Annotated in this window: 7 protein-coding genes; 3 read left to right on the top strand and 4 right to left on the bottom strand. The window is 40.1% G+C overall.

What is annotated here, in order from left to right:
- Positions 1–92 precede the first annotated feature (92 nt).
- The 3 genes from JMY05_RS07170 to JMY05_RS07160 all read left to right on the top strand — a co-directional run bounded on the left by JMY05_RS07170 (position 93) and on the right by JMY05_RS07160 (position 5,118).
- Complete coding sequence (locus tag JMY05_RS07170; protein ID WP_201614639.1) at positions 93–1,550, top strand: TolC family protein; 1,458 nt, start codon at positions 93–95, stop codon at positions 1,548–1,550.
- A gap of 93 nt (positions 1,551–1,643) precedes the next feature.
- Positions 1,644–3,956, top strand: coding sequence for a type I secretion system permease/ATPase (locus JMY05_RS07165; RefSeq protein WP_227678128.1), 2,313 nt, complete (start codon positions 1,644–1,646; stop codon positions 3,954–3,956).
- Complete coding sequence (locus tag JMY05_RS07160; protein WP_060491563.1) at positions 3,949–5,118, top strand: HlyD family efflux transporter periplasmic adaptor subunit; 1,170 nt, start codon at positions 3,949–3,951, stop codon at positions 5,116–5,118. Before JMY05_RS07165 ends, JMY05_RS07160 begins: the two co-directional genes overlap by 8 nt.
- A 253-nt stretch (positions 5,119–5,371) precedes the next feature.
- Here the strand turns inward: JMY05_RS07160 and JMY05_RS07155 are convergent, their stop codons facing one another.
- The 4 genes from JMY05_RS07155 to JMY05_RS07140 form a co-directional block, all read right to left on the bottom strand.
- Positions 5,372–8,758, bottom strand: coding sequence for a tyrosine-type recombinase/integrase (locus JMY05_RS07155; RefSeq protein ID WP_045447058.1), 3,387 nt, complete (start codon positions 8,756–8,758; stop codon positions 5,372–5,374).
- Positions 8,745–11,219: a site-specific integrase gene (locus tag JMY05_RS07150; RefSeq protein ID WP_201614637.1), complete on the bottom strand. Its 2,475-nt coding sequence runs from the start codon at positions 11,217–11,219 to the stop codon at positions 8,745–8,747. Before JMY05_RS07150 ends, JMY05_RS07155 begins: the two co-directional genes overlap by 14 nt.
- A complete protein-coding gene (locus tag JMY05_RS07145; RefSeq protein ID WP_201614635.1) occupies positions 11,219–11,728 on the bottom strand; it encodes a hypothetical protein in 510 nt (169 codons plus the stop codon). The genes JMY05_RS07150 and JMY05_RS07145 overlap by 1 nt, the downstream gene beginning before the upstream one ends.
- A 601-nt stretch (positions 11,729–12,329) precedes the next feature.
- Positions 12,330–13,007 (bottom strand): hypothetical protein, encoded by a 678-nt coding sequence (locus JMY05_RS07140; protein ID WP_045447047.1) that lies wholly within the window; start codon positions 13,005–13,007, stop codon positions 12,330–12,332.
- Positions 13,008–13,020 lie beyond the last annotated feature (13 nt).

Below are 13,020 nucleotides of genomic sequence, written 5' to 3'. Positions count from 1 at the left end.
TTTACCAAAATAACTTGTCAAAAAATATGTTGCCTAAGAGGTGTTATATCATAAAAAAAATATGCCATAGTATACATGTAAGTTTGCTACTTATGACGGTATCCAGTGCTGCGTTAGCAAGCGCTGATGCGCATATGGATGCACTTATTAATCAAGCGATTCAAACTCACCCTATGGTGGGTTCAGCAAGAGCAGAGCAACAGGCGACCACTGAAAGCATTAGTGCAGCGAAGCTTAATTTGTTGCCTGCTCCTACTTTTTCATCAGGTTATGATCGTGATGACGGCATGGTCTCCCAGTTTCAGCTCCGCCAGTCATTATGGACAGGAGGCAAGCTGACCGCCAATGTTAATCAAGCGATATTTGATGATAAAGCGGCGACAGAATATGTCTACGAGCAACAAAACCAAGTGGCTAAAACGACGATAGAGGCGTGGCAAAGCTATATTACGGCTTTATCAAAACAACAAGTCTATTATGACAATTTGCAGTTGCTTGCTGAGTTTGAAGCCATGATGCAACGGCGTGTTAGCCAAGGAGTCTCCGCTCGCATTGAGATGGACTTGGTGACTAACCGTATTTTGCAAGAACAAAACTCCTATCAGTCTGCTGTCGAGCAGCAACGTATCGCTATGGCTCGTTTAGAGCAAATTACCGGTCGTAAGGTGTCAGCGATAGAACTACCCGTTCCAAACTTAAGTGAAATGGTTGCACGCGCCAGAAGTTATTCCCAAACTTTTGAGAAGCTAGCCTTTGATAAAGCCAGTTTTTATAATCCTACTGTGGTAAAAGAGAGTTATCAAGTTGAGGCGGCCAAGCAAGGGCTGAAGTCTTTGCAGTCCTCTCGCTATCCGACAATATACGCACAATACGAGTATGATTATTATCATGAGAGTGATAAAGATAAGGATAATGGTGGAGAGTTCTCAGTAGGGCTCAGTTATGATCCAGGGGCAGGGCTATCTAACTTAGCCCTTGCAAAAGCATCAGAATCACGCGTCAATAGTCTTGTTCAATCAAAAGAGGCTTCTAGGCGCTTGGTGCTTGAGACCATACAGACCCAGTATCAACAGTTTGCCAGTGCTAAAGATCAAGAGCGCTCATTGATAGCAGCAGTTGCAGGTGCTCAGATTGTGGTCAGCTCGTACCGTCGTCAATTCATCGCTGGTCGTAAGTCTTGGCTTGAGGTGCTGAATGCGGTTCGTGAGCACTCCCAGTATCAGGCACAATTGGTTGACACCCGAGCATCTATCATTGCTGCTTATTATAAACTGCAAGTTGATTTTGGCATGATGTCATGGCAACAGTTTAACCAAAGTCGCCAGCCTGAACCTATATTCCACCCAATAGATCCCGTAAAGAAATGGCTTAATGGTCAGCATGTTGCGCAGCAAACATCCAATAGAGCGGTGATTCAACCTGTAGGTATGAAAAATCAAGAGATGGTGACCTACTCTATTAAAGATGCATCTGATGGGTTTTCGAATACCATCTCTAATGACCCTGATATGATTGATTCCAATACAGGTTTGCTGATAGAGAGCCCTTGAGCCTATCGCAAAGCCTCTATGAATAAATAAGCTGTCTTGTATTTTTTGCACTTGTTTATCTAAAAACCCGTTAATCAGTAGGATGTACTTATCATGAATAACCCTATTCCAGCTTCGAGTGACCAAGCCTCTGATAGTGAGCTGATGGAAAATTCTACTTTGCAATTTTTGACGCCTGAAACTGATGAACAGGTGAAAGAGCAAGTCAGTAATGAGATTGAGCAATTGGCTTTCTCGCTGCACACTTTGCTCACTCAGCAAGGTTATCCCATTGATAAGTTGCGTCTTTACGGGGTGCTTCATCAGCAGACAGAACTAATGACACTGGCAAGCATTGTAAAGGTGCTAGAACAGTTAGGGGTGGATCAGCTACCAGAATCATTACCGATGCCAGATGCTGCCTTTTTACCCTTATTGGCATTACATTCGTCGCAAGGTTGGGGGGTCATTGAACAACAAAACCCTCAAGGATTATGGCAGTTTAGTCAGTCTGAGCAAATTAGTGTTCATCCAAGTGATGCGTTTACACAATTATTGCGTATCCGCTTAGAAAGCGAGCCGAGCAAACGCAAACAGTTATCATTTGATCAAATACTTAAAAAAGATTTAAAAAACTATCGTGGTATTGTTATTGAAGCGGTAGTCGCATCACTTTTGATTAATATGCTAGCGTTAGCAGTATCACTATTTTCGATGCAGGTCTATGACCGAGTCATTCCAACTCGCAGTGAATACACTTTAATCATTCTGGCAAGTGGTGTCGGTTTAGTTATTTTATTTGAAACATTTATGAAGTTTGCGCGCTCAAAGATTATGGATAAAGTAGTGGTCAACCTTGATCAACACTTGTCTCGAGAAGTATTTCAGCGGCTTCTGAGTGTTCGGATTGACCAAATGCCAGGGTCGGTGGGTTCAATGGCCGCGCAGCTCCGGGGTTACGAGCAAGTTCGTGGTTTTTATACAGCGAGTACTTTGTTTGGATTGGTCGATATTCCGATGGCAATCATTTTTGTAGCCTTGATCATCGTTATTGGTAATCCTTTAGTGGCTTTAGTACCTATTGTAGCGGCGATTATTGCTATTGCATTGGGGTTTGCTGCACGCAAAAAAATTGATAGTATCGCGGCCGTTGGTGCCTCAGCCTCTTATCGTAAAACTGGTATTTTGGTTGAAACAGTCGAGGGTATTGAAACCATTAAGGCTGGTTCGGGTAATTGGAAGTTTTTATCCCGTTGGCTTGATGTAATGAATATTACGACCAAAAATGATTTGGATATGAAGCATGCCAATGACAACTTAAGCTATCTGTCACAGATGGTTCAGCAGACAAGCTATGTCGGCATTGTTATTGTTGGATCGTTCGTAGTGATGTCAGGTGATATGACTATGGGCGGGTTGATTGCCTGTTCTATTTTAGGAGGGCGTATCTTAGCACCTGTCATGAGTATCCCCAATTTACTGGTACAGCATTCACATGCGAAAGCTGCAAAACTGAATATCGAACAGCTTTTTTCATTACAACAAGACAATCATGGCGTGGCGCATCCCTTGTCGCCCAGTCATATTGCTGGTAGTTTTGACTTAGAAAAAGTGACTTTTAATTACCAAGACAATGAGCAGCCAGCATTAGCCATTAATAAACTATATATCACAGCGGGCGAGCGTATTGCAATTTTGGGCGCTATTGGTTCAGGTAAGTCGACGTTATTAAAAGTACTGTCAGGGTTATATGCCCCAACGCAGGGTCGAATACTGCTAGATGGACTGGATATTCAACAGATTAGCCGCGAGTCTCTTAGTGAACAGATCGGCTACTTACAACAAGACCATCGTCTGTTTGAGGGCACGCTAAGAGAAAACCTATTGATTGGGCTACCTGCGCCAAGTGATGATGTGATGCGTGACGCTCTAATAAAGACGGGGTTGATTAAGCTGGTGGCTAGCCACTCCAGTGGTTTGGATCTACCTATTAGTGAGGGTGGTAAAGGGCTATCTGGTGGTCAAAAACAACTGGTCGCTTTCACTCGCTTACTGCTGACCAAGCCAACGATTTTATTGATGGATGAGCCGACGGCATCGATGGACAACCGTCAAGAGTTGCAATGTATCAATGTGCTTAGTAAAGAGTTTGGACAAGGCTCGACTCTCATTGTAGCTACTCACAAGATGCCGTTATTACAATTGGTCGATCGTATTATTATCATGGACAATCAGAAAATAGTGATGGATGGACCAAAAGAGCAAGTGCTTAAACAACTAAAAGGTAATGATGATCAAGAAAATAAAAATAAAACCTCAATTAAGGTGAGTAAGTCTAAAGTTAAAGTCATTAGCAATACCTCTAATACCTCGCTAGCCACCGATGTTCGCAATAACCCAGATGATGTAGGACAAGATAATGAATAACTATCAGCATAAGTCTCATGATCCTAAAGTTGGGCGTACCCGTATTATTATTTGGGGTGCACTTATAGGGGTAATCGTCTTGGTAGTTTGGGCCTATTTTGCTCAAATTGATCAAGTAACCCGTGCCACAGCAACGGTTATCGCCAGTGCTAGAACGCAGGATATTCAAGCAGTTGAGGGTGGTGTATTGACTGAAATATTAGTGCGAGAAGGAGAGGATGTCACTAAGGGACAACTGGTTGTCACACTAGAAGAAGAGCGGGCGCAAGCGGCATTCGCTAATTCAAGTTCGAAGATCGCCGCGCTAAGAGCCAAGTTATCTCGCCTTGAAGCAGAAATATTTGAAAAGCCGCTTAAGTTTCCAGATGGAATCAAAAACTATAGCGAATACGTAGAAAACCAAACCCAACTATATAACCGCCGTCGGCAAGCCATTGATCAAGATGTCAGCTCGCTACAGAATATGATGGTACTGGCTCAGCAAGAGCTCAGTATGAATGAACCACTGTTAGAATATGGTGATGTCAGCCAAGCTGACGTGATTAAACTGCGCCGACAAGTTGCTGAGATCCAAGCACAAATTACCAATAAGCGAAACAAGTACTTTGAAGAAGCACAATCGGAAATGACCAAAGCACAAGAAGAGCTGGATACTGAGCTTGAGCAGCTGCGTGATCATTCACAAGTATTGGAAGAGACCAAGCTATTTGCTCCAACTGAGGGCAAGGTAAATAATATCTTAATTACCACTATTGGCGGCGTTGTGAAACCTGGTGAGGTTATTATGGAGATATTGCCCACCAGTAGCGACCTGATCGTCGAAGCTAAAGTTAGTCCAGTGGATATCGCTTATGTCAAAGAGAATCAAGTCGCTAGCGTTAAGCTTGATGCTTATGATTACTCTATCTTTGGTGCTATGACGGGTAAGGTGACCTATATCAGTCCAGATACTTTGATTGAGCAAACACCCAAAGGAGAGGAGCCATATTATCGCGTACAAATAAAAATTACCGGTGCTGAGTTTGCTGCGCGTCGCGATGAAATTATCATTAGACCTGGTATGACTGCTTCAGTCGATATCAAAGCGCAACAGCGTTCAGTGCTGTCCTATCTGACTAAGCCATTAACCAAAACCTTTTCTGAAGGCTTGGGTGAGCGTTAGTGTTTAACATAGTTTAGACAAGTAATAAGGAAAGCGTTATCTGATTAATTATCGGGTAGCGTTTTTTTTATTATTATATTAGGTGGGATAACTAAAATCTGCCAAGTTAATGTCTACGGATTTGACCGCATAGATCATTAAAGGAGGTGTGGAGACGATGATGGATGGAATGGTTTCGTTATCGTTTTGAATAACTCTGATATAAGGTCATTGCGGTGATGATAAAAAATAATAGGTGTCAGGATATAGGGTTTTAGTCAATTTTTGTAAAGCATTGAGTGCGCTTATTCAATAATGATTGTGTCTGACTATCATTAATAACTAGCCTCTCATCAGTAATTAGCATCATATGCACAAAAAACCGTAGTAGGGGCGAATACTGCCATTTGTTGGTTTGATCTCTAGGATCTCGGCTAGCAATACCAATATGAATAGCTTCTATCGAGTCGTTAGATTGCTGCTTAATATCTTGATAATCGTTAGGTGACATATTTTTCATCAACAAGGCTTCGTTGCTACTCATTAGCCAACGTTTCAGAGGCAGCAGTTTCTTAGCAATATCAATGAAACGTTGCAACTCTTTCTCATCTCCTTTTCTAAATGGTAGGTATGCTCTGCTACTAGACAGTTTTTGACTACATATCTCAATAAACCAAGTCCAGTCAGCCCCTGACTTTTCTCGTAGACGGTAGGCATTACTTAACAAAAGCGATAGTAATCTTAAATCACTTTGGTATTGAATGTTCAGTGGACTCAGTACGGAATTATTTGAATCGGATAGCTTTACAAAGCGAGGTTTGCCGCGTTTGGTAGTGATAGCGGCAACCTCGCTCGCACGTTCTATTAAAATGTTTGCATCATGAATAGAAATATTTGCTAACTGGGCTGCTTTACTTAAAGGCATCTCTTTATCATAGGTCTGTAGTAGCAGCTGTACTCGGTTTAGACCATAACGACCAAACAGTTCATCAGTGGCTGGCGTATTTGTACTCAAGAGAAATCGCTTATCACAGTTCTCGATCGTGAATTTCGGTGACTTGCGTTTGCCTTCTATAATATTTTTAAATAAAAGTGTACGCATGCTAGGTATGCTGACTATGCCATTAGCAGTAATGTCAGCATTATCCTCAATCCTTCTAGGAGGGAATTCGGTAATGTTGCACAGTGTTTGCTTGGGTAGTCCGATGTCAACAACACTCAACGCATAAGTAGCCATCAAAGTAGCAAAGTGATTGTAATACTCAAAGCTACGCTCAGGCGATAAGTGCCCCATAATACCCGATAGAGCGTACCAACGATCTTGTGCATTTATATGCTCCCCAAGTAGGCCTTTTTTTATACGCAATATGTCTTTTTCGTCATAATCGGTGAGGGCTTTTACGAGATCTGGATGACCTAATAGCGCTAAAGATAGGTTACTCACTGCCGTATGCCTAAAACCATGAAAGGTATGCGTTGCGACATTATCATCTACCGATATGTCTTTTAAAACTCGTTTGAGTAACTGCAACGGAACATGGTCATCAATAGGGCGCTGATCCGATGATAAGGTAAAGATAAATTTGTTTGAACTGTCGCCAATATTACTCTGCACAAAGTTAATAAAAAAATTCAGTTCATTAGGTTTGAGGAAGGCAAATAAGGGAACGCGGCGAATACTACTTTGAGTCTTGGTTGGACGATAGCTATTGGGCCTGATTATCACTGATGGTACAGCTGTTTTTAAGCCTTCGATGTCATTATACTTAAGTCCCAACAGCTCTTTTTTGCGCATGCCAGTACGATAGACTAAGATAAATAAAAGTGCGAATATCTCCCGCTCTAGTATATCTACAGAACTCAGTATTTGCGTGATAATGGTTTGGTACGCTTGCGGTGATATCAGCTCGGCACGTACACGCCGACCGTTTTTCGACTGTTGAAAGTTCACGGAGGGTAAATTGTATTTGCTCTTAGCAAAGTTGTGCATACTCTTCAATAAATTGGCAGAGTATCCAATGTCAGTATTGTTCCGTACGACAGCTTTGTACTCTAAAATATCTTCATAAAGTTCCTCAAACTCTTCCTCTGACCAAATATCAAGCGGTTGCGCTGTTGTGAAATACAACCACTCATAGCCTATGGTTCTAATATATTTCAAAATAGACTCATTACTAAGTGATTTTGACTCTTTTCGATTGAGTAAACTGAGCACCCAATCTAATAAAATCTTTTCACTTAAGTCATCATATTGCTTATAGCGTTTTTGTACTCTTTCGATAATTGTGTACGGATTGCTATTGGATTTTTTCTTTGCATATTTTTTATCTATTTTAAAGTCTTTAGTGAGACTCATAATCAAATCAGACTTTCTAACCTCTATTTTTTTGGTAGAAATGTTGGTCGTATCTTTTTGAGCAATAGAGCTTTTACTGATAGATAGCGCTAAAATATGTTCTAGATTATAGTGCTCAACTTTATGTTGATATTTTTGGTTCAAAAAATTATCAAAATCCTGCGTGCTCAGTCCAGCAGTGTTATGCATACCTCGAAGTATACCAACTGAAGCATGATCAATATCAGCGCCATCGAGCATCTCCCAGTGGTAGCTTGCGTAATATAAAAATTTTGAAAAGGAGAGGGGTTTAATATTTAAAGGCTTGATTAGGTCAGATAAAACAGTGGTCAAGTATAGCTCAATCTTATCTGCTGACAGCTTGTCAATGATATGATTGATATCTGTTTGACTGCTGTTTTTATGGTAACGCATCAGCCAACACTGACTGACTACATCTACGACGATTTGCTTGGTGTTATAAAGCTTGTCACTTTCTTCTTCTCGTTCATTACCAAAGCCCTTTTGCACAAAGCACGGTGAGATTATTATCCTTTCTTTGATGAATGGCTGATGTTTTTTGGCGAGCAATGAGGTAAGCCACCCTTGGAGCATCTGTATTTCATTAATACCACCATACACAATCCCTGAAAATATCAGCCAGCCTAAAATCTGATCTTGGCTATAATTAGCTGTTTGATTCCAGTGTGTTTGTGCGACACGAATAATCTTGACCAGTGACTTGCCATTTTTGACCCAGTCGTTATTAATAATCAATGGATTGAACTTTGTGGGCTGCGGCGCGACTACCTTAGGGTAATAGTGTTTTGCAAGCATGTAATGTTGATTTTGATAATCAATAAATTGACTAACAGTCTGCCATGCTTGTGTTAATTTTTTGGTTGTTTTATAGGCTTTAGAAATTTTGTCTTGAACAACAACTTGAAACTTATCGAACCCTTCGTTAGACAAGGGTTTTAGCTTATTATTAAAGTCACGCTGAAATTGGTCTAGTTCTTGACTCTGTAATAACCATAACTCATCAGCAAAACTTACAGGGCTCGGTATAACTAAAAAGGTGCGATTACTTGGCCAAAGTACTTGTTCGTAATATTTGTCAAAAGATTTGGTGAACCTAATATTACCAGGATGAGTTCTTTGCAGGAAATCCCACTCAGTCTGTAGATCGGCCAGTAGCTGTATGTCGTATTTTTTAGGGCTATCGTCTTTGAGTTCAGAAGGATAAGGCACGTAGCGTCTTTTTCTGCCATCAAAATTTGCCAAGCCATCGATGATTTTGGGCAGGTGAATATTATCTATCAACATGGTCTACTCCCGCATATATTCTTTCAATATGGCTTATCTTAGAATAGTTGTTTATCTCTATAAGGTTTAACCCTAACTGTTCAGCGATCTGCTCAAATACAGGTGCTACACGTCTTATATCTCTTTTACTGCTCGATGAGAAACGTCCTAATACCTCTTGACGAGATTTTTCATGACCAATAATAGTGTTGATGAGTGGCAGCTGAACACTACGTTTCTCAAGCTGAGTACGCACAAAGTGACGAGTCCAGTAAGGGTTGGCATCAATAACGTTTTTGGTAAAATTATAGGTGTCACCGCGCTTAATATCTTTTAGGTTACTTACACTTGCAGACAAAATTTTCAATAACGCTTCATCGTTACCTAAGCGAATATCATCAATGGTAGTGCTGATGTCATGCTTCAATTGATGCTTAGCCTGATAGTCAATTATATAGTCTCTATATTTTGTCAAATGGCGTACAAGGGTGAGGCATAGTGGTATCAGACGATCACTTTTTACTTTCTTAACGGGCTTATCGTTGATCTCTAGCCACCCCATATCAAGATCGATATCGTACATCTTGCCAAGACCGTTGTTCGGTCGCACGCCCGTTAAAAGGCAAAAGATAAACCATATAAAAATACTGGTTCTATTAAAGTGCTCATCATAATTTGTACTTTGATCTACCCAAGTTTTTATCTCATCTATGATGTTACGAACGGTTTCGAGCTTGAGTGCAAACCCAGAGCCTATGGTGTATTTATGCCAAGGGGTGATATAAGCTAAGTCAAAACTACTTATATTGCTGAGTACACTTAGCGCCGACTTATAGTGAGCGATGATCCCTTCACTAGTATGGCTGCTATAGTACATCGCTGGAGCATGGGGCGCTGGCGTGCGGCAAATGATATCGGCAATATGTGCATGACAATCTGGCGTATAGCGAGAGAGTACAACATGTAATACTGTTTCTATTCGATTGACCGAAAGATAGGGCAGTCCAAGGCTATTACGCAAGTTGGCAAGGTAAGTCGTAAACTCTTCTTTTATAGGCAACTGACAAGCCAGCAGGTTATCAATTAGCCATAATGGCAGTGGAATTTTAATAGTGTCAGAATGATTTTCGTAATCTTCCTTTGTTAACGTTTGGCTAACAGATCGTTTAGTAATACCAAGGCTATGTTTAATATAAGCTCTTTTGTCATGGATGCTAAAAATACTAGGATGACCGATATAGCCTGGTATTATTAAGGACTTAACTGGAAGGCCAGTAAGCATTGATAGCAATAAAATGCCAGCGCAGGTTTTATTATTATCTGACTCTGGTAAAGATTTAGCATCTTGGTGTAGTGCTGCAAATAGGGTTTGATAACCAGCAACGGAAAGTAAGCGTGTGTTAGAGTTGAGCGCGAGATTACGCTGGGACATATAGTTTTGCTGCAGCGATAAGTCGATAGTTTGCAGCGGTATAGAGTTTCTAACTAGAGGGTTTGGATAGTTGTCGTAGCTGATATAGGGCAATTCATTGTGATCGATGTACTCTTCAAAGCTCGTCATTAACCCTTCATAGGTTTCGGTATTAGCTTCCAGAAATGCTAGGTCTATGGTGGTAGAGCTGTGTTCGACATCATCAGGTGTGGTGTTCCAATTGTCTTTATCAGGCTCACTATTCCAGTTAGAGTTTGTAGCTTCATAATCGAGAGGATATATTGGTTTATCATCGGATAGGTTTATGGGTTTAATGCTGTTATTTTTTGGTGGCTTCTTGCGTTCAGGTTTTGGTGCATGCAAGTCGTGTGCGTGTTGGTAGGCAGTCGTTATTTTATCTATCTGGCTCAGCTTGGCTTTTATGTCAGACTTGTCTTTTTTTACTTTCTCTGTATGAGTAGCTTGGCCATTGATTAGTGCTACAAGTTCGCTTTTTTGCTGATCTAATAGACTATTAAATACCGATAATATACGCTCTATACTCATCTCAGTGTGGAAGATGTCAGGAAGTGCGTTCCAAAGCCATTTGCGCCTAGAAGATGCTGAGAATTGTGCCATCTTAAACTGCATCAGTATATTATTGGTATGAGTTTTCTTATCTTGAATGATAAGTAAAGCTGCAGTGTGCATTGCTATTGCTAACCAAACTAGGTGTTGCAATGAGTGGCCTAATTGTTGTTTGGTGACAATATTCTGCATTAGGATAAACAGCTGCATCATCAGTGGTTTTTCTGCTAAATGAGTACGACTGATTTGCATATACTTAGAGGCAATAGGCTCATCTTGTAGTATTAGTACAGTCATCTCTAATAAAGGTTCAATAGAATTATTAGAGGGTTTATAACTGTCATGTACTGCGATAATGATGGTGGAGATAGCATCTATAATAGCTTCTGGGTAAACAAACGCTTCCTCACTTTTTAAATAATCAATGGTCTTTGCAGACAGCCATTGTTCCTCATTGGGTGAGGTGTCATTATCTTGAGCCATCACAATACTCCAGTAGGACGACGTTTATGATAAGTCTGCTCATTTATTTTTATAAGCCGACAAAATGTAGTAATAGCAAAAATAGTTTTGCCAAATAGTTTTTGGTTTATTTCTTGATTCAAGAGCTCATTTAGCTGCGTATAAACGAGCTTAATATCTATCTTTTTATTATGTTGAGCAATGAGGTCAATAAGCTCGTAAAAACTGATGCCAAAATCAAACTGACTCTTTGAGGTATATTTCACAGCCACTTCTTGTCTTAATACATCAAAATCAATATAAGGGCTTTTTACTATATGAAATAGCTCAAAGTTGTTCAGCAAGAACCACTTTTTATCCTCTTTTATAAAGCGGGTAAGTTTCGAGCAAGCATTACTTTGCTCAAGTTCGATAGTCTTGCTGTCAAGCAGCGGTCTAATATGGCAGGTATAAATATCAAATAAACCAACGATTTCTGGATATACAAGCACATTGAGTGTTTGTAGCTTAGCAATCGATAGTGATTTCATATCTTTCTCACTGAGATATCGAGTTGATGGTTTGGTCGTTATATCCTGTGTATTGACCTCTACTAATAATTTACGAGGATTAGCAAACAATTGAAAGCCAATTTGTGAGGCTTTGAGGAAAAATCATGAAATACACGACAGCAGGTGACGTCTTGCTATGCTTTTGAGCTTTTATAGACAATCTATGGTGATCTTATCTGAGGTAGTTTAGGAGTGTAGCTAGAGTTTGTAGGTGCATGAATGGATAAGATCACTAGAAAAGCAGTTTAGGGTGATAGCTTGGGAGTGGAAAGTAGAGCGAAAATGTTCCATTAATAGAAGAGTAAGGCTTAGATGCTTGATACAGATTGACCTGTAATTCTAAGATGTCAAAATAAGGTTTGATGATTATTTCAAATCACTTCTTAAAATTTATAATAATTTTCATTATTAATTCATATAGCTCAAGCTATTTTTTGTTCAATGAACACATGCATGACACACTCGATTAATTATCGACATGAAAGAAATGTTGATCATAAACGCGAATGCCTGTGTGTCTAAATCATATAAATTTGGTGGCAAAGACAGGTGGTTTGTACTGAAGGTGGTTTTGACACCATTATTCACTCATATAGTTTATGATCTCAAAGCTATTTTCTGCCCAATACTGCAAACGTTTTTTGCTCTGCAATATATTGCCACTGCCATCGATCTGATAGCATTCGGACGAATTTTCATAGATATCAATATCTATACAGAGCCATGCAGTATTTGCGCTGGCACGTGATAGGGACCAAGTTAAGTTGTAAAAATCAACTGGTGTATTTTTGCTACTATCTAAGTAGATACGTTCAGTGACAAACTGATTTGAATCACCAATGCTCGCCATTTTAGGAATGACCGCTGTCTGCGTCGCTAATGAATACTTGCCTGAAGGCTTATCAAAACCGTAAAAAGTTAAAGGATTAAGGGTGAAGTAGTTGATGCCGATAGATTCTTCGATGACCTCATCATCGTACCTATAGGTGAAGCGTTGCTCGGCACCTTGAACAAGTATGTTTTCAAATGTCAGGTTTCCTTTTGGTGTTACCTTGATTTCAATTGACTCTTTATGACCATACACCATAGCTGATAAGGTTCTACTGCTTTCTTTAGTATAGATATTGAGTAAGGCAGTCTCTACCGGAAATTGATTCACCACTTGATCGGTATCATCGAGCGATGAGTTGGTTTTTATCTCCGCTGCGTGAGCGCTTAAAACTAGGCTGGCTAGTAGACAGAATGTGACTGTTTTCATATGGATTTGTTCT

This window comes from Psychrobacter sp. JCM 18902, from assembly GCF_904846615.1.
In the GTDB taxonomy this organism is placed as follows: Bacteria; Pseudomonadota; Gammaproteobacteria; order Pseudomonadales; family Moraxellaceae; genus Psychrobacter.
This window is presented reverse-complemented; position numbering and strand designations above follow the sequence as displayed.

Coding starts and splice junctions, on each gene's coding strand:
- JMY05_RS07165 (WP_227678128.1), top strand. CDS start 1,644: ATGAATAACCCTATTCCAGCTTCGAGTGACCAAGCCTCTGATAGTGAG.
- JMY05_RS07160 (WP_060491563.1), top strand. CDS start 3,949: ATGAATAACTATCAGCATAAGTCTCATGATCCTAAAGTTGGGCGTACC.
- JMY05_RS07150 (WP_201614637.1), bottom strand. CDS start 11,219: ATGGCTCAAGATAATGACACCTCACCCAATGAGGAACAATGGCTGTCT.
- JMY05_RS07170 (WP_201614639.1), top strand. CDS start 93: ATGACGGTATCCAGTGCTGCGTTAGCAAGCGCTGATGCGCATATGGAT.
- JMY05_RS07145 (WP_201614635.1), bottom strand. CDS start 11,728: ATGAAATCACTATCGATTGCTAAGCTACAAACACTCAATGTGCTTGTA.
- JMY05_RS07155 (WP_045447058.1), bottom strand. CDS start 8,758: ATGTTGATAGATAATATTCACCTGCCCAAAATCATCGATGGCTTGGCA.
- JMY05_RS07140 (WP_045447047.1), bottom strand. CDS start 13,007: ATGAAAACAGTCACATTCTGTCTACTAGCCAGCCTAGTTTTAAGCGCT.